19 protein-coding genes are annotated in these 21,223 nt (G+C 51.2%); 2 read left to right on the forward strand and 17 right to left on the reverse strand.

Going from position 1 to position 21,223, the window contains the following annotated elements; genetic code table 11:
* Positions 1–6 precede the first annotated feature (6 nt).
* From clpP to DVH26_RS27455, 7 genes are all read right to left on the reverse strand, one after another.
* Positions 7–600, reverse strand: coding sequence for an ATP-dependent Clp endopeptidase proteolytic subunit ClpP (clpP, locus tag DVH26_RS27425; RefSeq protein WP_239627635.1), 594 nt, complete (start codon positions 598–600; stop codon positions 7–9).
* A gap of 442 nt (positions 601–1,042) precedes the next feature.
* Complete coding sequence (tig, locus tag DVH26_RS27430; RefSeq protein WP_239627637.1) at positions 1,043–2,326, reverse strand: trigger factor; 1,284 nt, start codon at positions 2,324–2,326, stop codon at positions 1,043–1,045.
* Positions 2,327–2,474: 148 nt separating this feature from the next.
* Entirely contained in the window at positions 2,475–3,398 is a 924-nt protein-coding gene (locus tag DVH26_RS27435; RefSeq protein ID WP_239627639.1) for a hypothetical protein, read from the reverse strand.
* 79 nt (positions 3,399–3,477) lie between these two features.
* Positions 3,478–4,650, reverse strand: a complete 1,173-nt coding sequence (locus tag DVH26_RS27440; protein ID WP_239627641.1) for a Ger(x)C family spore germination protein — start codon at positions 4,648–4,650, stop codon at positions 3,478–3,480.
* Positions 4,640–6,094 carry a spore germination protein gene (locus DVH26_RS27445; RefSeq protein WP_239627643.1) on the reverse strand — a complete coding sequence of 485 codons (1,455 nt, stop codon included), beginning with the start codon at positions 6,092–6,094 and terminating at the stop codon, positions 4,640–4,642. The genes DVH26_RS27440 and DVH26_RS27445 overlap by 11 nt, the downstream gene beginning before the upstream one ends.
* Complete coding sequence (locus tag DVH26_RS27450) at positions 6,078–7,172, reverse strand: GerAB/ArcD/ProY family transporter (RefSeq protein ID WP_239627645.1); 1,095 nt, start codon at positions 7,170–7,172, stop codon at positions 6,078–6,080. Before DVH26_RS27450 ends, DVH26_RS27445 begins: the two co-directional genes overlap by 17 nt.
* A gap of 144 nt (positions 7,173–7,316) precedes the next feature.
* A complete protein-coding gene (locus tag DVH26_RS27455; RefSeq protein WP_239627647.1) occupies positions 7,317–7,661 on the reverse strand; it encodes a hypothetical protein in 345 nt (114 codons plus the stop codon).
* A gap of 398 nt (positions 7,662–8,059) precedes the next feature.
* Between DVH26_RS27455 and asnB the strand changes: the two genes are divergently transcribed.
* The gene (gene asnB / locus DVH26_RS27460; RefSeq protein WP_239627649.1) at positions 8,060–9,904 is read left to right on the forward strand and encodes an asparagine synthase (glutamine-hydrolyzing); all 1,845 of its coding nucleotides are present in this window, start codon (positions 8,060–8,062) and stop codon (positions 9,902–9,904) included.
* Positions 9,905–10,147: 243 nt separating this feature from the next.
* Here asnB and DVH26_RS27465 read toward each other — a convergent pair whose 3' ends face one another.
* The 3 genes from DVH26_RS27465 to DVH26_RS27475 all read right to left on the reverse strand — a co-directional run bounded on the left by DVH26_RS27465 (position 10,148) and on the right by DVH26_RS27475 (position 12,730).
* Positions 10,148–10,786 (reverse strand): XTP/dITP diphosphatase, encoded by a 639-nt coding sequence (locus DVH26_RS27465; protein ID WP_239627652.1) that lies wholly within the window; start codon positions 10,784–10,786, stop codon positions 10,148–10,150.
* The gene (gene rph / locus DVH26_RS27470; protein WP_239627654.1) at positions 10,767–11,531 is read right to left on the reverse strand and encodes a ribonuclease PH; all 765 of its coding nucleotides are present in this window, start codon (positions 11,529–11,531) and stop codon (positions 10,767–10,769) included. Before rph ends, DVH26_RS27465 begins: the two co-directional genes overlap by 20 nt.
* Before the next feature lie 149 nt (positions 11,532–11,680).
* Positions 11,681–12,730: a GerMN domain-containing protein gene (locus DVH26_RS27475; RefSeq protein WP_239627656.1), complete on the reverse strand. Its 1,050-nt coding sequence runs from the start codon at positions 12,728–12,730 to the stop codon at positions 11,681–11,683.
* A 345-nt stretch (positions 12,731–13,075) separates the two neighbouring features.
* On the opposite strand from DVH26_RS27475, the gene DVH26_RS27480 reads away from it, so the two are divergent.
* Positions 13,076–13,597 (forward strand): phosphatidylglycerophosphatase A family protein, encoded by a 522-nt coding sequence (locus DVH26_RS27480; RefSeq protein WP_239627658.1) that lies wholly within the window; start codon positions 13,076–13,078, stop codon positions 13,595–13,597.
* A 124-nt stretch (positions 13,598–13,721) separates the two neighbouring features.
* Here DVH26_RS27480 and DVH26_RS27485 read toward each other — a convergent pair whose 3' ends face one another.
* The 7 genes from DVH26_RS27485 to DVH26_RS27515 form a co-directional block, all read right to left on the reverse strand.
* Entirely contained in the window at positions 13,722–14,681 is a 960-nt protein-coding gene (locus tag DVH26_RS27485; protein WP_239627660.1) for a Ger(x)C family spore germination C-terminal domain-containing protein, read from the reverse strand.
* 69 nt (positions 14,682–14,750) lie between these two features.
* Positions 14,751–14,960: a CLC_0170 family protein gene (locus tag DVH26_RS27490; RefSeq protein ID WP_239627662.1), complete on the reverse strand. Its 210-nt coding sequence runs from the start codon at positions 14,958–14,960 to the stop codon at positions 14,751–14,753.
* Between the two features lie 38 nt (positions 14,961–14,998).
* Complete coding sequence (locus tag DVH26_RS27495) at positions 14,999–16,237, reverse strand: Ger(x)C family spore germination protein (protein ID WP_239627664.1); 1,239 nt, start codon at positions 16,235–16,237, stop codon at positions 14,999–15,001.
* The gene (locus DVH26_RS27500; RefSeq protein ID WP_239635501.1) at positions 16,206–17,303 is read right to left on the reverse strand and encodes a GerAB/ArcD/ProY family transporter; all 1,098 of its coding nucleotides are present in this window, start codon (positions 17,301–17,303) and stop codon (positions 16,206–16,208) included. The genes DVH26_RS27495 and DVH26_RS27500 overlap by 32 nt, the downstream gene beginning before the upstream one ends.
* A gap of 23 nt (positions 17,304–17,326) precedes the next feature.
* On the reverse strand, positions 17,327–18,967 hold the full coding sequence (locus tag DVH26_RS27505) for a spore germination protein (RefSeq protein ID WP_239627667.1): 1,641 nt from the start codon (positions 18,965–18,967) through the stop codon (positions 17,327–17,329).
* A gap of 357 nt (positions 18,968–19,324) precedes the next feature.
* Positions 19,325–20,302 (reverse strand): MBL fold metallo-hydrolase, encoded by a 978-nt coding sequence (locus DVH26_RS27510; RefSeq protein ID WP_239627669.1) that lies wholly within the window; start codon positions 20,300–20,302, stop codon positions 19,325–19,327.
* A gap of 7 nt (positions 20,303–20,309) precedes the next feature.
* The gene (locus DVH26_RS27515) at positions 20,310–21,041 is read right to left on the reverse strand and encodes a class I SAM-dependent methyltransferase (protein WP_239627671.1); all 732 of its coding nucleotides are present in this window, start codon (positions 21,039–21,041) and stop codon (positions 20,310–20,312) included.
* Positions 21,042–21,223 lie beyond the last annotated feature (182 nt).

Here is a 21,223-nt window from a genome sequence, read left to right on the forward strand (position 1 = left end):
CACTCCTTATCCATTCAATTCGTTACGAGTGATAACCGCATCGATAAGCCCGTATTCTTTGGCTTCTTCAGCGCTCATGAAATTATCACGGTCCGTATCCCGCTCGATCTTCTCCAGCGGCTGTCCCGTACGTTCCACATAAATTTGATTCAATTTCTGCTTCGTCTTGATAATCCAATCGGCATGAATTTTAATATCCGACGCTTGACCTCTGACGCCGCCTAGCGGCTGGTGAATCATCACTTCGCTGTTAGGCAAGGCAAAACGCTTGCCCTTGGCTCCAGCAGTTAACAGCAGGGAGCCCATACTCGCCGCCATGCCTACGCAAATCGTAGAAACATCCGGCTTAATGAACTGCATCGTATCATATATACCCATACCGGCCGTTACGGAACCGCCCGGTGAGTTGATGTACAGGGAAATATCCTTCTCGGAATCCTGCGCGGACAAGAACAGCAGCTGCGCAATAACGAGGTTGGCAACATCATCGTCAATGGCACTGCCGATAAAGATAATGCGATCCTTCAAAAGGCGGGAATAAATGTCATATGAGCGCTCCCCGCGTCCTTCTTGCTCAACTACCATAGGTATCAGACCCATTGTTCCAACCCCTTTACTCCAAAATGACTTGCGATATCCATTGTATCATGTTTGAAATCATTTCGCGAATTTCCACTCCTCATGTATCGAAAAGCGCTACACGAAACGATTCCGGAAGCCACTGCCTTCCGAAACACGACCGTACATCCAAAGCAATATGTAATTCGGGCACTGCGATATGTATTACTCGTTAACGCTCCCGTTCCCGCCTAACCTGGATCCGCCAGGCTGAGGAATAAACCCTTTACGCAGCTGTCTATCGCTGCCGTAAAGCGTGTCCGAATCCGGTACCTCGTAAGGAGTTCCAGTTCGAACCTCCGTGAGAGTCAACTTATTACTGCCATCCTTATGCTATCCGGGGATCGAATCCCGAATCGACGCCTATAGAGAAAGGCACGCATAAGAACACGTGCCTTCACTCTTATAGGATACAGTAACGGAATTATTTGCTGTTTGCAAGCAAAAATTCAACTGTTTTCTTAACTGCGATATCATGCTTCAGGTCGTTCAGGTTACCGTTAGCTGCCAAGATCGAACGAAGCTCGTCAGCGGAACGTTGGTACATTTTCGACATGTTTTCGAGCTCTGCATTGACTTCTTCTTCGGAAGCATCAAGGTTTTCCGCTTTAGCGACGGCTTCAAGAACAAGGTTGTTCAATACGCGCTTCTCAGCGTCGCCGCGCATTTGCTCTTTCAACACGTCATCGTTTTGACCTGTGAATTGGTAGTACATTTCAAGGTTCATGCCTTGTGTACGAAGACGGTTTTCGAATTCCTTCAGCATTTGCTCGGACTCGTTGTCGATCATTACAGAAGGAATATCAACCTTTGCAGCTGCTGCAACTTTCTCAACGATATCCGCTTCTTTCTTGCGCTGAATCTCGGAGTCCTTGCGCTCTTTCAGCTTGTTCCCCAAATCTTGCTTGAACTCTTCCAGCGTTTCGAACTCGCTTACGTCTTTAGCGAACTCGTCGTCAAGAGCAGGCAAGTTTTTGCGCTTGATGTCATGCAGATGAATTTTGAATACCGCTTCTTTGCCTTTCAGCTCTTCGGAGTGGTAGTTCTCAGGGAAGTTGACAGTGATGTCTTTGTCATCGCCTTTGTTCAAGCCAACCACTTGCTCTTCGAAGCCAGGGATGAAGCTGCCGGATCCAAGTTCAAGGGAGTACTTCTCCGCTTGGCCGCCTTCGAATGCAACGCCGTCAACAAAGCCTTCGAAGTCGATCGATACGACGTCGCCGTTTTCCGCTGCGCCTTCTTCAACCGGTACCAGTTCAGCATGGCGCTGTTGCAGTTTTACAAGCTCTTCGTTAATTTCTTCAGCCGTAACTTCGGCGTCTTGCTTCTCAAGCTCGATGCCTTTGTACTCGCCAAGCTCAACTTCAGGCTTAACAACGACTTTTGCTTTGAATTTCAAAACTTGGCCTTTGCCGAATTGCTCAACGTCAACTTCAGGACGGTCAACAGGGGAAATGCCTGTTTCCACAACCGCTTCAACGTAAGCTTCAGGAACGACAATGTCAAGAGCTTCTTGATACAAGCTCTCTACGCCGAATTTGGATTCAAAGATCTGGCGAGGCACTTTTCCTTTACGGAAGCCCGGTACGTTCACTTTCGCTACAACTTTCTTAAACGCTTTGTCCAACGCGTCGGAAACTTTATCCGCTTCCACTTCAATATCAAGAACTCCAACGTTCTTCTCTATTTTTTCCCAGCTTGCTTTCATTTTATGCTTTCCCCTCCAAAAATTATCCATCACAATTTTTCACGTTCTGACGAATAAGGGGCATGCTTGTCCCCGGTCCGCCAATATAACCACTCTATTATAACATAACCCATAGGGTTTTCAAGTTCAGTTGGTTTAAAAATTAAAATCAGCGTTGAAATCCCCCGCTAAATGTCGAAGAAGCAAATTGCTGCATAATGCGATACGCCTGCTCCCACTGAAACAGCAGCTCGCTCGTAATCCCGTACAGCTCAAGAATTTCTTCCTTATCGCCGCTGTCGAAAACGCGCTCGAGCAAGACCAGATGAAGCGCCGCGGCCCATGCGTCTATGGCGTCGCGGTCCATTCTAAGCATTTGCCGGTACTGATAGGTCCCATAAATGAAGGCGAGAAACTCGTTCCACGTCTCCTGGGCAAAATACGCCAAGGCGGGATGGTTCGTCTCGCTCACCTGCTGGATTCTTTCGATAATTTCGTTAATGATCGAGGGAAATTGGTCGAAATCCGCCGGCGTATCCTCAATTTCGACAAGAACGGACTCGCCGTTTCGATGAAGCTCGATGAGCCCCTGCACGCCGCGCAGCTTTAAGGTCTGGAGCGTTTTGTACTGAATGAGCGGATGCTGCTCCCCGGATTTGATCCAGTCGATCAGCTGGCCGTTTAATTCGGGATGCTCCATTAATGCCAATTGATCAAGCGCAAGCAGCTGCTTCTCAAGCGAGGAGGCATCCTTTAACGATTCCATCAGCTTAGCGGCGTAGCTGCCGTCCTCCCGTTCCCTTAAGATCAGCTTTTCGCGCAGCATATCGCGCTCGGACAACTCGTCCTCCGGATCTGATCCGGCTCCGAAATCAGCGAACGTCTCGTCGGGAAACATCGTTTGCAGCCACTGAAGCAGCGCATTCCACTCTTCCTCGACCCGCTCATCCTGGCTGCGGCAGGTGAGCAAAAAGCGGAGCAGCGAAATGGCTTCGCCATATCGTTCGTTCTCCAGCATCCGCGTTAATTCAAATTGGTAATAATCGACAGTCTTAGGAAATAAAATGACGTTATCATGCGATTTTCCGGTCAAAAGCACACCACCTTACCGACTTCTGGCAATCCAATATGTATGAAAGTCAGTGTACCTGATTCGGCGCAGGAAAGCAAAATCAGCGCTCGTCTTTGTTGTACTGTTTGTAAGTGTACTTACCCGCTGTCGTCAATTGCACCTCGACTTTCACATCGCGAAGAGAGTCCGGCTTCAGGACAAACAGCTTCTCATCGGCAAACTGCCGGTATTTGTCCGCCCCTTTATCGTACAGCCGGTTGCCCAGTCCCAGCAGATCCGCCTGATACTTCAGTCCGGTGGCATACGTTTCTCTTATCTCCTTCTCGATCGCATCCTGCAGCTGTTTGATCAGCTCCTTGGAAGGAACCCCCTCGTCAAGCTCGGTAATGGCCCCCTCCACGATGACGTGGACATCAAAACGAGGCTTTCCTCCCGCTTCCGCAACTTTGACAGCAATTCTCGGCTTTCGCATCCGCGCGCCGGCAACATTTTTGCCGTCCTTCACAATGGAAACCGGGGCGCGATTGGTCTGCGGCACCATCCAGCGGATGCCTTTAATCTTCTCTATTGGAATAAATCCCGTTTGTTTCTGCTGCCAAAAAGAATAGATCCCGTTGTAACGCAGCGACTCGATGGGCTCTTCATTTTTATGCCAAATATCGGTTCCGATCGTTATTGAAGGCAGCGCCAGAGTATGCACAGGCTCGTAATACTCCGCCATGAAGTCGTTGAGTCTGAGCGGGGCAATATAGGAGCGCTGCTTGAAATTTTCCTTCGGGGTATGCAGCAGCATCCGAAGCCTGGAGCGTTCAAAATTCGGCGTTGCCGTAAAAATATCCGTCAGCTTGTCTTTGGTGCCGAACACCCACATGGTGTAGCGAAGCTCATAGAAGCGAAAAAATGTCTGCAGCGTTTCGCTGATCTCCCCTTTGTTCAAGAATCCGTCACCCAACACAAGCGCGGTAACATGACCCCAGAACAGTCTTCGCTGCGACTCGACCGTAATTTTCCCAATTGCTTCATTGTAGCTCTTGCCTTTGCCGATTCCTAACCATGCAGGCGTCGGATCCGGTTTGATTCCTTGCTCCGATTTGGCAGCCTTTTCGAAGCTGAGCAGCTGCAGGCATACTACGAACTGCTTTTCATCCTCCAAATAGTCGATTCCTATCGCATTGACGTAATCCAGATTATCGATAGCGTTCACGTTCCAGCAGCCGCTTAATAGCATCATAGCAGCCAGAAGGACGCAGAGGCACGCCCGGTTACGCTTCATCCCCATCCCCTCCGCGCTGTCCGTAATTGTCTTTTTGCGTGTGCAGCAGACGCGGTGTCAGCTGATGTTTGCCGCGCGGAAAATGAAACAGCACATACCGAATATCCCTCCAATTAAACGGCGAATAGGGAGCCAAATAAGGAACCCCGAACGATTTCAGGTTCGACAAATAAATCAAAACGGAGAAGGCGCCGGTAAAAAAGCCGAATAACCCGAAAAACGAAGAAAGGATGTAAATATAGATTCGGAGAATGCCGACGGACAGGCCGAACATGCCGGTGACAAGGGTAAATTGGGCGGTTGCGGAAACGGCCGCCACGACCAGCGTCGCCGGCGAGGTCAGTCCCGCTTTGATAATGGCGTCTCCGATGATCAACCCTCCGACTACGGAAACGGATGGACCTAGCGCGGATGGAAGCCGGCTCCCCGCCTCCAGGAAAAACTGGAACAACAGGATCATGAGCAGCACTTCCAGCGGTCCGGACAGCGGCGTTCCTGCAGTGGCCATCGCTACGGTAGCCAATAAAGGATAAGGGATCTGGTCTTGATGATACGAGGTTAGAGCGACCCAAAAGCCCGGAAGAAGTATTGTGATAAACAGTGCGGCACTTCTCATCGCCCGCACAATGTAAACAAGAAGAAGAGGCGTATGGGCGTCTTCGGCGGCAGACATCATGTACGATATGTTAACGGGAGCTAACATGGCCGTCGGCATGCCGTCCATCAGGATGACAAAACGGCCCCTCATCAAGCTATTGACCACCATATCCGCCCGCGTCGTTATATTGACCAAAGGAAAAAAACCGAGGCCAGGCTTGAGTATGATGTTCTTCAGTTCCTCCATGTTCAGAATGGAATCGACGTCAATAGCTTGAAGCTTCCCGCGGATATTATCCGCTATGTCCTCATTGAGCACATCGTTTAAATAGAGCAGCGCCACGCTTGTTCTGCTTCTGCTGCCGAGCGTGTACATTTCGCAGCTTAATGTGTTCGAGCTGATCCGTTTGCGTATAAGGGCAATGTTGATCGTCAGCTGCTCAATAAAGCTGTCCCTCGGCCCGTATACCGTCAATTCGGTCTGCGATTCCTCCGGATTCCGCTCAGGACGGTTTGCCATATTCGACTGGTACAACGACCCGTCCTTGGTATCGAGCATAACCAAATTGCCCTTGAACACCTCATCGATTATCACTTGATCCGACACGTCGTCCGGAAGGCGGCTGTACAGAAAGCTGTTGTGATCCATCGGTCCCGATTCATCTTTTTGATGGTGAGCGCTTTGCTTCGAGTCCGATTTATTCATCGCAAGCTCTTTGAGCATGACATTGCTGCACAAGCCTTCGCAATAAACGAGAACCAGCTCCCTGTCTCCATTCGATCGAATTTTGACGTCGTCGCAGCGGTAAAACAGCTGGTGAAGCTTTTGTTCATTCCAGGTTGTCACGGAAAGTCCCCCTTTTCTTTGCGAGCATAGCCACAATGCACAAACCCAAAGTTATAGCCAAATATCCGGCAAGCGAATACGGCAAATATATATTTTTCAGCCAGTCATAAAAGGTGATATCGCTGACAGGCAGTACGGTAATGAAAATGAGGACAACCGACAGCAGCATCAAAAACAGCGACTTGTTCGTTTTTCCCTTGAACGGGCTTAGCTCCGCCAATAGGTACATCGCAAGGGATACGCGGGTAAACGCACCGGCAAACCATTGATATATGGAGAAAAAATCGACGCGCTCGATATATTTTTGCACAACGACCAGCTTCCATTGTTCAAAAGCCGGGTAACGGTGCTTCGTTCCTTCCACAGGTCCGAATTCGGCCAAGGATCCGGTCGTCGGTCCAAGCGTCAAGCCTGTAATGATAACGCCGATCACCAGCAGCTGCCACCACTTGACCTTAGGTCCGATGTGATGCTGAAACAGGAGGATGACGATAAGCTCAATAAAGCCGGAACCCGCATAAAGTATCCCTTTCTGCAGCGGGATCGTCCCGTATTCCATAATGGGGAACAAACGGCTGTAGTCTTTGTTCACCATGTTGGCGCTCATCACGAAAAAGCCGAGCAGCACAATAAAGGGAAGCAGGACGCCGCTTGTAACCGCAATGGACAAGATGCCCGAACGTGCGGAGAAATAACACAGGCAGACGAGCAGCATAGTCAGCGCTATCATCGGCGTTTCCGGCAAATAGGAGGATGTGGCCCATGTGACCGTGTCCTTGACGGTGATTAAAGCAACCAGAAAAAAGGCGATGAAAAACAAAATCCGGAATAGTACCGAAACCGTGCCTCCCGCCGTGTCCCGGATCCATTCGAGCAGGGGTTGCTGACCGCTTCGCTTCATGATCCAGTGAATGACGAAAATCCAGACTGCGAACGGAAAAAAGGCCAGAATGGCGGATACCCAGGCGTCTCTTCCGGCAATATCCAGCAGGATCGGAATGATGATGACATGATCGAACAATCCCACGGTTGCCATAATGATCATAGTCGCCTGCAGCACGTTAATGGATCTGGACATGCTCCTTCCTCCTCCCCTGTGGTTAATACGGTGTTTTATTCCTGCGGATAGCTTTCCCATGAAACGACAAAAAAAACAGCGCAAGGGGCGATTTGTCCCTCACGCTGTTCATTTCGTTCTATATATTGGAAGCTTTATCACGAATTAGTAAATTTTCATTGCCGCTTGAATCAATTTGGCTTTAATGCCCGGATCCTGATCGATAAAAGCGTACATTTTATCAACGGCTTCCTTATTTTGCAAATAGTCCTTCTCGCTCTGAATCGCTTCGTGAGACCATTCGAGCAGAGCCTTCTCCGCTGCGCCCAATCGGTTAAGAGCCGTATGAAGGCCGGTTTGCTCGATGAGCTCCTCCACTTTCTCCTGATTCACAACGCCAAGCAATTGAACGGTAGCGAGCTTATTTTGAAAAGCCTCGTTCACTTTCTCAAAGTGCTCTTTGGCCTCTTTGTATTGGGTTTGTGCCTTGGATAATTTCGTTTTTTTCATACGTATGACCACCTCTTCTTCTTGATCGGTTCGGTCGGCTTTACAGCTTTCCCGGCATCATTCATGATTAATCGTCCTTAGCCCGATATCCGTAGCACCGCATCGGCCATGTTTGGCCAAGAAGATAAACAGAAGCGTCGCTTTGAAACTTCTTCTTCCCTTCCCAACCGCCATAAGGTTAGAGTGGGACAATCGCTCTTGTTCTATTCATCCTGCATCACTCTTGTATTGGACCGCTAACGAGTAGTGTATACGGTAATTTGGAATTTGTCTATCTTTTCCTCCCTGGAGGACAGACATTTTATGCCTCTGCTAAGCATAACCTTTATCATCATACTGTCGCTGTCGAAATGCTTGTCATCTTGACGAACGGTTAACAACAGGAGAGGATGAAGGCCATGTGCGGAATAACGGGATGGATTGATTGGCAAAAAGATTTAACCCAGTATCCGTCCGTTTTGGAATGCTTGACGGATACGTTGACGAACAGAGGCCCGGACGCTTCCGGTACGTGGATCACGCAGCATTGTGCACTTGGGCACAGACGCTTGAGCGTTATGGACCCTGCAAACGGAGCTCAGCCAATGGTTCGCAAATACGGAGAAAACACGTACACCATCGTCTATAACGGGGAGTTATATAACGCGCCCGAATTGAAAAAAGAGCTGGAGCATCGCGGCCACAAATTTCATACGACTTGCGATACGGAAGTATTGCTCGTTTCGTATATTGAATGGGGACGCGCGTGCGTAGACCGGTTAAACGGTATCTTTGCCTTCGGCGTATGGAATTCTCTCGAGCAAACGTTGTACCTTGTTCGCGACAGGCTCGGCGTCAAACCCCTCTTCTATTCTTATTCGGATGGACGGCTGCTGTTTGGGTCCGAACCAAAAGCAATTTTAGCACATCCGGATTTCCCAGCACAAATAAGCGGCGAAGGACTGGCCGAAATATTCGCTGTCGGACCGGCCCGTACACCGGGTCACGGCGTATACCGCAACATGTCGGAGCTGAAGCCGGGCCACTGCATGACCGTGGACCGCAACGGCATCCAGATCCGGACCTATTGGAGGCTCGAAAGCAAGCCTCATGAGGATGACGTCGATACGACGGCTCAGACGATCCATGAACTTCTGAAGGATACAGTGGAGCGTCAGCTGGCCTCCGACGTACCGATATGCACGCTGCTGTCAGGCGGACTGGATTCCAGCGCTTTGACTACCTTCGCCGCGAATCATTACAAGGAGAATCAGCTTGGCACAATTCATACTTATTCCATCGATTATGTAGACAACGCCAAGCATTTTAAAGCCAATGCGTTTCAGCCGAACTCCGATGCCCCATGGATCAAGCGGATGACGGAGTTTCTCGGCTCCGAGCACCACTTTCTGGAATTTGACACCCCTGAGCTGGTAGACTCGTTGAAAACCGTCGTATACGCCCGCGACTTGCCGGGAATGGCCGATGTCGACGGCTCCCTGTACTTGTTCTGCCGCGAGATAAAGAAGGATGCTACCGTAGCGATATCCGGCGAAGCGGCCGATGAAATCTTCGGAGGCTATCCATGGTTTCACCGCGTGGAGGCGCTGAATGCCAATACGTTCCCATGGTCTCTCGCGACCAAGGAGCGGGTCGATCTGCTGTCTGCCGACTTCGTCAACTGGGTGAAACCGGAGCAGTATGTACAGGAACGGTACCGTCAGGCGCTGTCCGAGGTCCCTCGCCTTGCTGGAGAGGATCAACAGCAGAACCGGATGCGGGAAATGTCCTACCTGAACATTACCCGCTTCATGCCGACGCTGCTCGACCGCAAGGACCGGATGAGTATGGCGGTTGGCCTCGAAGTGCGTGTTCCATTCTGCGACCATCGACTCGTCGAATACGTGTGGAACATTCCATGGGAGATCAAAACGGCCGGCGACCGGGAAAAAGGCATTTTGCGCCGGGCGCTGCGCGGCGTGCTTCCTGACGACGTGCTGACACGCAAGAAAAGCCCGTATCCGAAAACGCACAACCCAAGCTATCTGGCTGCCGTAAAAACTTGGGTGCTCGACATATTGAACGACTCCAGCTCTCCGCTGCTGCCATTCATCGATGTAGCGAAAATACGCGCTCTGGCGGAAGCCGACGCCAATCAGTTCAACCTTCCCTGGTTCGGTCAGCTGATGACCGGCCCGCAGCTGTTCGCCTATTTAGCCCAGGTGGACACTTGGCTGCGGCATTACAAGGTATCGGTACGATAAGCCGGCAAGCTCCCGTAATCAAAGTAATTTTTATCGCCGAATGGAACTGTCTTTCAGTGAGAAAAACCTCTACCGCGGCCTTTCAATGATGAGCGACCGCGTTCAGAGGTAGGTTTTATCGCCAAATAGAATTTTTACATCCGATGACCTCGGAATGTTATAATTTCTATTGTGGTAAAACAAGGATCGACCGTTGCTCGCGCATGCCGCAACGAATCGATCCTTTTGTATTGCCGTCGGCGGTTACTTCTGCGTAAGCTCCTCCCATAGAGCCCGGATAGCCTTGCCGCGATGGCTGATTTCATTTTTCTCTTCAATCGTAAGCTCAGCCAGCGTGCGGCCGAGTGAAGGAATATAAAATAAAGGATCGTATCCGAAGCCGTTAATCCCTCTCGCCTCCGAGAGAATATGCCCCTCGCACGTTCCTTCGACTTCGCTCACAATCCGTCCATTCGGATCCACCAGGCAAAGGGCGGATACGAATCGGGCTGTGCTCAATGACTGGTACTTATGCTCGGCCGTACCCTCTTCGGGTGCTGGCAGCTTGCCTAGCTCCTGCAGCAGCTTGCGGTTGTTCGCCTCATCGTCGCCGTGCTCCCCGGCGTACCGGGCCGAGTAGACGCCCGGTTCCCCGTTCAGCCGGTCGACGCATAAGCCCGAGTCGTCCGCCACGACGGCCACTCCCAGCTTCAGCGCAATAGTACGCGCCTTAATAAGCGCGTTGGCAGCGAACGTCTCTCCATCCTCGACGACGTCGGGAATGCCGTCGTAGTCGAGCAAGCTTTTAACAGCGATGCCCTGCTGCCGGAACATCGGTTCAAATTCTTTCACCTTACCGGCATTGCGTGTAGCTATGACGATCTCAGACCCCAAATTCAGCATGCGACGCTCTCCTGATTCGTTCTGTGATGTCCGGTCCGAGAACGGCGATTTGCTCATTGATCATCGATCGGATACCCGATTCGGCCAATGCCAGCAGCTCATCCAGCTCGCTTCGGGAGAACGGCGCTTCCTCTCCGGTTCCTTGAACCTCGACGAACTTGCCTTCCCCGGTCATCACAACGTTCATGTCGACCTTCGCTTTGGAATCCTCCTCGTAATTCAGGTCGAGGCAAGCCTCTCCGTTCACGATCCCTACGCTGACCGAGCCGAGAAAATCCGCTATCGGATATTTGGGCAGATTTCTGTCCTTCGCTATTTTATCGATGGCAAAGGCCATCGCAACAAAAGCTCCGGTAATGGATGTGGTGCGCGTCCCTCCGTCCGCTTGGATGACGTCGCAGTCCAAAGTGATGGACCGTTCGCCCAAAGCCTCCAAATGGACGACCGATCGGAGCGCTCGCCCGATGAGCCGCTGGATTTCCATCGTACGGCCGCCGAGCTTCCCTTTGGCCGACTCCCTTTGGTTACGGACTTGCGTCGCCCGCGGAAGCATGGAATATTCGGCGGTGACCCATCCTTTGCCTTGGCCCTTCATAAACGGCGGGACACGTTCCTCTACGGTTGCCGTACATATGACCTTCGTATCTCCTACCTCTATTAACACCGAGCCCTCGGCATGCTTATTATAGTGGGTTGTAATGCGGACAGGACGTGTCTGTGCCGTCTGTCTCCCGTCGCTTCTCATATATTGCTGCCTCCTTCGCACTGACTGAATCATGGTTTCCGGTTTCATTGGCTGTTTCTTCCGGTATTTCTGACCATTCCCATTGTACCAGAGTGGCTCTCCGACTTCCAATAAAACAAGGGAGCTTATCAGCTCCCTTGGATGAGTTGCTACATTTTTTGCGGATTTACCGTTGAAGGACGGCTGACCGGCTTGCTGTAATTCGTCTGGCTGTCGCTGGAAGCCACTTTCGTATCGCCATTCACCGTAATCTGCACCTTCGTGGCAGCACCGGCATTTTCCGTCAGCGACAGCACAACGGCTCTCAATGCATCGGCCGGTGCTTTCTTGTCCGGGCCGAGCACCTTGTCGGAGAAGTCCACCGTGATGAGATCATCCGCTTTCTTCACCTGCTTCAGCTCGGAGCCGGGAGTCATGACGGCGGCAAGGCCTTTCTTCTGATCCGGACCGGCGATGAGCTGCTCGATTACAGCTTGAGCAACGTTATCGGTCCGTTTGACCAGGCGCGTCACAGGGACGTAATATTTATAATTATCCTGATTTTGACCAAGGAAGTAGAGCGTTACCGGAGTCGATTGGCCGTATTCGACACCATCGGGCTTCTCCAGATTAATTCCCATCATGCGGGACAGCGGCTCATCCATAGGCGTTCCGCCCTGCGGCATCTCTTTGAGCTCTTTACCCTCCACCCGGATTTGCACCTTGTCCACCGAAGGAAATCCTGTTAAGGTCCAGGTGATCGCTTCCAATATCTTCCTTTCGTCCTGCACGTTGTAATCGGTGAAGGAAGAGGAGAAATCGACAATGGCCAGCTTCTGGTCTTTCATAATATTGATTCCTTTGACGGTGGTGCCTTTGGAAATCAAAGCGGTAAACCCGGCAGGCATTTGCTGAGCGGCCGGGTTGCCGTCGACCATGGCCTCCAGCGCCTTTTTGGCTACCTCAACCGACTTCTCGACATTCAATGAAATAGGGGCAACAAATCCGTTCGCGTCCTTCGCATACACCGTGACCGACGACGGGTTCTGGACAACGGGTGCCGTTACGGGCTTGGCCGTATTGGAGCTAGCATCGGCTCCTGTCGGCGGAGGATCGATCGATTGCGACTGTTCCTTCGTTCCCAAAACCGAGCAGCCCGAGGTCAGCAGAACAACGATGCCTGTCACTGCCGCCCACCGCGTCCATCTGTACTGTTTCATGGATGATTCCTCCTTGAAATGGGGGTTGTTTGTCCTGTCTCTTTAATCCAACTATACGAGGTGCAGACAAGTTTTATGACAACAATTTGTCCCATATTCGCAAGCGGTCCGGCTTTATTTTTTTTGGAAAATGATTGCATTTCTGTGATAGAATAAATTCACTGCGCGCTTAACCCATTGATACATCGTTTGAAGCCAGGTGAAGCTCTGCAGCAGCAAGCCGGGCACGAGGCTATGTATCAGGCCAGGCGGCACAGTAAACACTAGTTTCAGCACTTATGCCAGCACGATTTCGAACAAGCCTACATATCAAGGCTTTCTTCCAACCATGAGGAGGTTTATCAGATGCCGTACAATTTGGATTCCAAAAAAGTCGCCTCGGCCGCTAGGGATTGGCTCTCGCAAAGAGGAGTTAAGCTGGAGGATATTGCAGAGCTGACTTATTTTCTGCAAAAGGATTATTTCAGCTGCCTGACGATGGAGCAATGTATAGAAAGCGTGGAAAGCGTTATTGCCAAAAGGGAAGTGCAAAATGCGATGCTGACAGGCATTCAACTCGACATCCTTGCCGAGCAGGGCAAGCTGCTTCCGCCGCTTCAGGAAATGATCGAAAACGACGAAGGGCTGTACGGCTGCGATGAAGTGCTGGCCCTCTCTATAGTGAATGTATACGGCAGCATCGGTTTTACCAACTTCGGCTATATCGACAAATTGAAGCCGGGCATTCTGAAAATGCTCAACGATAAAAACGGGGAGCGCAAGCACACCTTCCTGGACGATATCGTAGGAGCCATCGCAGCCGCGGCCAGCAGCCGCATTGCACATCGCAAGCAAGCCGAGAAGGAAGCGAACCTGCAGGCGGAATGACTGCGCTGTGTTCGCCCCCTCAAGCTGCAAAAAAGGACCTGCCGCAAGAGCAGCTGCAAGCTGCCTGCGGAGAGGTCCTTTTTTCATAACATCCTATGCAATCGTGTCTGCATCAAGCTGCAAATTATCCCAACCGAACGTCAATCGCAATCTCCGCTCTCTGAAAAGCTTCTCTCCATCTCTCCACGGTCCAAACCCCGCGATACCGGTTGCGAATTTCCCGACCGATATCGAGCGGATCCACTCTTTGCTCCTGAAGACGCTGCAGCAGGGCGACCATCCCCCGTTCCAGCTCCTCCGCCGCCGAGGCGCCACGAACCGTCCCGTCACCGCCATAATTCCATACGGTAACCTGCGCTTTAAGCAGCGGCTTGTTCAATTCTCCATTGCCGCTCCACCGTGTACGGCAGCTCATAGCTCTTGATCCGGCTGGAGCTTGCCCTCCTGAATCGCTGCCAAGACGCTGTCCTGTCCGATCGGAAGGATAGGAACCGGCTCCATACCCGCCGAGGCATGCCAGCAGCCTAAGCTCCTCCTCCGTCAAAGCAGCCGCCGGCTCCCTGCCTCTCATCACAACGGAGCTTATGCGCATGCTCGCGCCCTTCCCATCCGGCGGAATCACAAGCGGGATTACGTTGTCTCTCCAACGTCCCGTCCCGCCCTTATGAAACGGCTTCAGCAAGCCGTCCAGCCTGTGTAATTCCGGGATCCATTGTCCCATGGCCCCTGTATCGCGAAGCATCGCTCCCGCTTCCCCTTGAACAAGAGCTACGACAGGCCGTTCTTCAGCCGGGATCACTCCAGAGCCCCGCCTGCTCCCGGCAGGCAGCCCGTTGCGGGAGACGAAAGCCTCGCCTAGCAAGACGACCTGTGTCCATTCCGTACCCGAAAGGGCGCGGATCGAATGTCCGCCTTCGGCAATTTTCATTTGACCGTCAACGGAAGCGTCCACTGCAACAACCGGTGCTTTTCCGTATTCTTGCTTCACCAGGCTTTCTTCTTCCAGCTTAGCTTCCGCACAGCCGCCGAGTTGGAGTCCGATGCAAACAAGCAGTGCCGTAACCTTGACTTTCTCCATTGCCATCACCCGGGCACCCTTTCCGCTTCAATACTTACTACCACTTATGGCCGGTCGTCGAACCGATTCGACAGACTACCATCCCCACTTAAAGAGAAACCATTTCCCGATGAAAAGCAGGGCCCCGAGAACAAGGTTCAGCCAGCCGACCATACGAGCCACCTTCATTTCTTTGGGCATAGAGGACATCCGGTATCCTTTGACATCAATCAGCAGCACGTAGGCCCCAGTCAATAGCAGCAAGGGGACCGAATAAGTAAAATAACTGGAAAAAGCGCCGACCATCCTTGCAGCTCCTTTCGGGTAAGATCCTCCGCGTTGCATTATCTCGCTTTCATTCCGACCCTTCTTACTTCAGTATTGACAACAAATTCAACTTCGATATGCGGATACATTGCTTGCCATTTTTCCTTCGTCTTTACTTGATCGTTCCAAAACCGCGGCTGTAATGCCCTGACATATTCTCCGAATCCAAAAATATCGGAGCCTGATTTCTGTGTCTTTTTGAACAGCCCCGTGCAGGTTTTGACAAGAGACTTCTTGTTCTCTTCTTCGATCTTGTTCAAGACCTTCGAGCTGTTGGTGAGCACACTCTCACTCAATTTTTCCTCGAGGTTCGTTTCGGTGAAGATATGAACGGTAAAATGGGGAAGGTCATTCACTATTTTGACCTCAAATCGAGACATCCGGTGTGTCGCAAAGATCGTAACCGTCTTGGAGGGGTCTTCATCCAGGCTGATAAAACCTCGATATCCCGCAGGGTTCAAGCCCTTAATCCCCATGTAGGCGGCAATTTCAAACGGCTCCGTCGAATCTACCATTTTGGAATTTTTAAAATAGGCGATTCCCTTCAGCTCCACATTCTGCTCCTTCATCAGCTCGATGTAAGGCAGGAATGCATCCTGCCCCTTCTTGGACTCGTTACTCCAATAAATGCCAAGAAAGTCGTTAGGAAGCTTGCCTTGCTTCACCGCATCGTCCAACGTGGAAAGCAAATATAACGTCGGCACCCGCTCCAGCTTGGGGGCGGCTCTGAGAAACGGCTCCGCCTTTCCTTTGGAAACGACCATCCATGCGGTTCTGCGTACTTCCGGATTACGGCGAAAATAATCGTTCAAGTTCTGTAATCCTCTCCGCGCTATTTTCTCGGATACGACAATAACGCGCAAATGCCCGAAAAACAGTCTTGACGATATTTGCTGCTGCAGATTCATCACCGCATCGTCAATCGTATGCCCCACGACCTCGATAACCCAAACCGTTTCTGCCGAGCTTTTTCCGGCCGCTCCGCTCTCGCCGGGTCCGAGAGGTATTTTGCCGGGCAGCGCAATCTGTACCGCTACCCTAATCATTCCCTTGTTAGGGGCGGGAAACTTTTCGTGAAGATGGGAAATCTCATCCTCCTTCTTCTCGGCTTCCGGTCCTGCTTCATCAATCGATACCCCCAGCACAATGGCACGGTCCTCAATCTCCAGCCGATCCCAGCACCCGGTCAACAGGGGTACGAAAAGCGATAGGACAATCAGCCATTTAAGACTTCGGATCCATCGTCTTGTCCCCACCCCGATCCCCCCTCTTCTTCCGGATCATGGCAATCACCAGAAGCAAGGCCGGATAAAAAATAGTAATGACGAGACCGATTCGACCTACATCCTGGATGATTTCGTACATATGCAATATGCTTTCCGGCAGCATCGCCAAAATGAAAACAAATGGCAGTACCGAGAAAGAAAACATTTTGTGGTCGCGTAAATGGAACAAATTGCTCAGGGCGCGAATGGTAAAATAATAAGTGGAAAACAGCGTAGTGAAAACCGCCGTAACCCAAACACCGAGAAACGCCGCGTCCAGCCGTTCCAAAATATTGGCGGGCAGCGAGGTCGTTTTAGCGAGCTCCAGCGTCGGCCATAGCAGCAGCTTCGTCTCCTCCGCTCCAAATACCCCGATCGTCGCAGTAACGATCGTAATGTACAGCATCCCCGAAATGATCATTGACCAAATGCTGGCTTTCATTGCGAGACGGCTTTGCCGCATGGCCGGTATGACGATAGTCATTACGAAAGAAGCCTGAAAGAGAGCGGCGACGGTAAATACGCTGCGGAACATTTTACCGGACGGGGTTCCCCATACCGGCAGCAGATTGATGACGTCGGCGTTCTTCAAAGACAAGGCTACAATCAGCAACGCAGGGATGAGCAGCAGGGGAACATAAAAGTTATGAATATAGGCGAACGTTCTCATATCATGGCGGGTCGAGATAGCAGAGAGAAGCAGCATGACGAACACCGTCACTTCGAGCGGAGTCCGTTTCAATACGGATGTAATGACCACTTCTCCGAATTCCCGGGCCGTCAGGGAGCTGAGCACTGCAAAGAAGATGATAATGCAAACACTCCCTATGGCTGCAGGCCATTTGCCTATGATTTCGGCACTATATTCAACGATCGATTTGTCGGGAAATCGCATCCCGAGGACTGTAATGAGCCACAAGCCGATAAAAGCCAGCGAGGTGCCGGCTAAAGTAACCATGGGAGCACCGGACCCCACGTCGCGAACGGCAAAGAGAGGCAAGGGCAAAATCCCGACTCCGATGATCGTGCTGACCAGTATCGTGGTTGCTTGAATCATGGTGATTTGACGAGAATACACGGTTACCGCCCCTTTTCTTTATAGTTCAAAGGATCCAGCACATTTTCAGTCGTACTTTTCAGTTCATCCATAGTATTCGGATTTAGGGGGGTATCGTCGATCGTTTGCAGTATGGAAGGTCTTTTCTTAAAAAACCACATCGGGCTTCGGAACAAAAGATCCTTCATTCCTTCAAAGTTGCCTGGAACTAGCGGGCTTAAGTAAGGTACACCGAACGATTTCAAAGAAAGCAGATGGTTGGCGATAAGGATCAATCCGATCATAATGCCGTAAAGACCGAAGATGCCTCCCAGCACTATAAGCGGAAACCTCAGCAGCCTTAATGCCAGCGCGGCATTGTAGGCCGGCGTGGCGAACGAGCCGATCGTCGTCAAGGCGATGATAACAATTGTAATGGGGCTGGCAAAGCCAGCCGAAACCGCCGCTTGCCCGATGACAAGAACGCCGACGATGGACAAGGCGCCTCCGACCTGCTGCGGCAGCCGAATGGTCGCTTCCCGCAGCACTTCCATCGAGATTTCGATGATCAGAACCTCGATGATGGCCGGGAACGGCACGCCCGCTCTTCCGCCGGCAACCGCAACCGCAAACTCCGTCGGAATCAGCTCCGGGTTGAAGGAGATGATCGCTACGTACAGTGACGGGAAGATTAACGAAAAGATGAGAGCTACGAGCCGTGCCATCCGAATGGAGCTCATTAGCAGAAACCGTTCGTTGTAATCCTCCACCGTCTGATACAGCTGGCTGAAGATGGTTGGCACAACCAGCGCCATCGGCGAGCCGTCGACCAGGATGGCGACCCGTCCCTCAAGCAGATTGGACACGACTTTATCCGGCCGCTCCGTATATTGGACCTGCGGGAATGGAGACAGATGGTTATCCTCTATGTATTGCTCCAATATTCCAGAATCAAGCACCGAGCTAATGTCAATTTTGGACAACCGGTTCTTCACTTCCTGAACGAGCTCCGGCTTCGTAATCCCTTCCACGAAACAAATCGCGACCTTGGATCTCGTTCTCCTCCCGATCTCCATCGTGTGCATACGAAAATCCGGGGTCTGCAGCCGATAACGCAGCAGGGCGATATTCGTTCCGAGCAGCTCGATAAATCCTTCGCGCGGTCCTCGGATCACCATCTCCGTAGCAGGCTGGTCGACCGTCCGTTTGTCGATATTGCGGGTGCCGATCATAAACGCTTCGTCCAACCCGTCCACAATGACTACCGTATGGCCGCGCACAAGCCCTTCGATCAAATGGTTCAGCTTGCTTTCCCGCTTGGCTTCGGTATGGTATAAAGCATCATTTATCAGTACTTCTTTCAGGTCGTGCAATTCTATTATTTTGCTGTCTAAATGAGCAGGCACGTACATGAGAGCCTTTAAAATGTCCGTGTTCACAGCCGATTGGTCGACCATATTGCAGTAATAGCATAGAACGGCTTTATGCCGTCCGAATGCATTAAACCGGCGAATGACGAAATCGTCGTTCTCACCAAGAATTTTTTCGATATAAGTAAGCGAATCCTCCATATTGGTGTTAACCGTTATATCCGTATTATTTTTCATAATCTGGTCGGGTACCGTAATGGGGAGCCGGTTGGACTTGGGCTTGGTTGACTTGAACCATTTCAGAATCGACTTCATCTGTTCACTTCCTCACGCATCTTGTTGTATACCTTTTATGCAGCGGACGGACATACAAAGTAATTATTCCCATTTCATCCAGGGAACAAACATTTTTGATTTGCGTTGAAAGTGGAAGGAGCGATGATCATGTCGTCAAGTCCTTTTTCACTCATCCTGCAGCCTCGGAAGTTATCAATGAGAAAAACGTCTATCGACGTCCTTTCACAGAGGAGCGACCGCGTTAAGAGGTTGTTTTTATCGCCAAATAGAATTTTTACATCCGATGACCTCGGAATCTTATAAATTCTATTGTGGTAAAAAAAACCACTCACGCCTTGCACAAGGCGGAATGGTCTTTCATCGGGAGGGTGCTGATTATAGTGCTTGGAAGAGCACAATCCCTTCGTGTTCCAACGAACGGATACGCTCTGTTTTTTCCAAATAGATTAAATGAGCCAGCGTTTCGGACAAGGCAAACCGCATTTGATGCAGCGTCAGCCTGTCACCGAAGGTTGCGCGGCAAACTTGATAGGCTGTCAACGATTCGCCTGCCAGCTGCGCTCTCATTGCTTCAAGACGGATTTCATGATGGTCCAGCAGCTCCCGAACCCGTTTGCCAAATGTCGAGAACGGCTCTCTGTGGCCGGGATATGCCCAGCTCACCTCATATTCACCGATATGCTCCAAGCTGCGAAGGAAGCTGTCCAGCGGATTGTCGTCTACACCAAAGGGTAAGTAACTGATGTTAGGAGAAATTTGCGGAAGCACATGATCCCCGCAAATCATCGCCTGGCGCTCCGGAAGGTAGAAGCATACATGCCCCGCCGCATGACCGGGCGTATGAATCGTCTCGTATACGCTGTTGCCGAGACGAATCGGCTCTCCGATCGTTATTAGGGAAACGTCCGGTTGGGGCGAAACCATGGGGACGAAATCGTCCATATGGGACTTCATAGGCCCCGCAAGCTCATCAGGCAGCCCATGGCTTGCGAACAGGCTTAGCAAGGCCGCTGTCATAGGCTGACCTTCTCCCCAGAGCAGCTTCGCTTGCTCCCAGCCCTTCGCCGACATGCGAACCGGTGCCCCCGACTTCTCCTGAAGCAGACCGGCCAGACCGTAATGATCGGGATGATGATGGGTCAGAACAATTTGCTCCATATCCTTCCAGCTTAACCGTAACTCCTTCAGCACCGCTTCCCAGCATTCGACGGATGCTTCCGTATGCAGACCGGGATCGATCAGCGTATAACCGTCGTCTCCGCGAATCAAATATCCGTTCACCCAACGCAGCGGAAACGGCAGCGGCACTTTTACCTGAATGTACTCTTCATTATGTAGGGTGTACAAGCTCATGATGGTGTTATCCTTTCCTGTGCCCGACAAATATCATACGTTTGGATAATTCCCGGTCGTATTCCGATGCGTTATAGTCCCCGTACACATGATCGATCTCCAGATTCGAGGCACGCAGCATCTCCTGGAACCGCTTCAGGTCGAACAGCTTGACCTGCTCCATATAGGTGCGCTCCTCTGCCCCTTCCTTGACGACAATCGATTTGCGGACAAAACCGTCCTCGATTCTTCTCGACTCCTCAATCGTAATCCCGTCTTCGTCCCGGGTAGAGAACGGAACAAGATGGCTTATGACGTACTCGGGATTGAGGAAATCGATAATAAATTTGCCCTGCACCTTCAGCAGCCGGTGGATTTCCTTCAGCACTTTCACATTTTGTTCATCGTCTTCAAAATAACCGAACGAAGTAAATAAGTTCACTACCGCATCATAAGGACCTTCAAGAGGAACCTCCCGCATATCCCCCTGCAGAAAACACACCAGGTGCTGTCCATCCAGCTTACGCGCTTCCGAGAGCAGTACTTCCGACAGATCGATACCGGTGACGTTGTAACCGAAATCGTTCAAAGCCATAGAATGGCGGCCCATCCCGCAGCACAGATCCAGAACGTCGGCACCCGGAGAAAGCTGCAGCCACTCAATCATCCGTTTGACCTCATCATAGGCCCCCTGCATATCCCGGTGCTTATATACTAATAAATAATCATCGCCAAAGCTTTTGCGATACCAATCCGACATGGTCTTCTATCTCCTTTACGCGTTCGTGCTGCCGAAGCAGCCGGGGCGACACCCCGCATGTAACCATGGTTACTATCTTACCAGACATGACCGCCATGCCACAATCAATAGATGCAAACGAAACGTCTCCCGGCATGTCCGGAGAATGGACCCGTATCGAGCTTTCCGCTATGGTTAAGCCC

Source organism: Paenibacillus sp. H1-7 (assembly GCF_022354825.1).
In the GTDB taxonomy this organism is placed as follows: domain Bacteria; phylum Bacillota; class Bacilli; order Paenibacillales; family NBRC-103111; genus Paenibacillus_S.

What these genes read in the sequence shown, in the direction of transcription:
- DVH26_RS27450 (WP_239627645.1), bottom strand. Translation starts at nt 7,172, where the DNA reads ATGTCCAGATCCATTAACGTGCTGCAGGCGACTATGATCATTATGGCA.
- clpP (WP_239627635.1), bottom strand. Translation starts at nt 600, where the DNA reads ATGGGTCTGATACCTATGGTAGTTGAGCAAGAAGGACGCGGGGAGCGC.
- DVH26_RS27475 (WP_239627656.1), bottom strand. Translation starts at nt 12,730, where the DNA reads ATGAAACAGTACAGATGGACGCGGTGGGCGGCAGTGACAGGCATCGTT.
- DVH26_RS27480 (WP_239627658.1), top strand. Translation starts at nt 13,076, where the DNA reads ATGCCGTACAATTTGGATTCCAAAAAAGTCGCCTCGGCCGCTAGGGAT.
- DVH26_RS27485 (WP_239627660.1), bottom strand. Translation starts at nt 14,681, where the DNA reads ATGGCAATGGAGAAAGTCAAGGTTACGGCACTGCTTGTTTGCATCGGA.
- DVH26_RS27465 (WP_239627652.1), bottom strand. Translation starts at nt 10,786, where the DNA reads ATGCTGAATTTGGGGTCTGAGATCGTCATAGCTACACGCAATGCCGGT.
- DVH26_RS27490 (WP_239627662.1), bottom strand. Translation starts at nt 14,960, where the DNA reads ATGGTCGGCGCTTTTTCCAGTTATTTTACTTATTCGGTCCCCTTGCTG.
- DVH26_RS27455 (WP_239627647.1), bottom strand. Translation starts at nt 7,661, where the DNA reads ATGAAAAAAACGAAATTATCCAAGGCACAAACCCAATACAAAGAGGCC.
- DVH26_RS27505 (WP_239627667.1), bottom strand. Translation starts at nt 18,967, where the DNA reads ATGAAGTCGATTCTGAAATGGTTCAAGTCAACCAAGCCCAAGTCCAAC.
- asnB (WP_239627649.1), top strand. Translation starts at nt 8,060, where the DNA reads ATGTGCGGAATAACGGGATGGATTGATTGGCAAAAAGATTTAACCCAG.
- DVH26_RS27510 (WP_239627669.1), bottom strand. Translation starts at nt 20,302, where the DNA reads ATGAGCTTGTACACCCTACATAATGAAGAGTACATTCAGGTAAAAGTG.
- rph (WP_239627654.1), bottom strand. Translation starts at nt 11,531, where the DNA reads ATGAGAAGCGACGGGAGACAGACGGCACAGACACGTCCTGTCCGCATT.
- tig (WP_239627637.1), bottom strand. Translation starts at nt 2,326, where the DNA reads ATGAAAGCAAGCTGGGAAAAAATAGAGAAGAACGTTGGAGTTCTTGAT.
- DVH26_RS27515 (WP_239627671.1), bottom strand. Translation starts at nt 21,041, where the DNA reads ATGTCGGATTGGTATCGCAAAAGCTTTGGCGATGATTATTTATTAGTA.
- DVH26_RS27440 (WP_239627641.1), bottom strand. Translation starts at nt 4,650, where the DNA reads ATGAAGCGTAACCGGGCGTGCCTCTGCGTCCTTCTGGCTGCTATGATG.
- DVH26_RS27500 (WP_239635501.1), bottom strand. Translation starts at nt 17,303, where the DNA reads ATGATTCAAGCAACCACGATACTGGTCAGCACGATCATCGGAGTCGGG.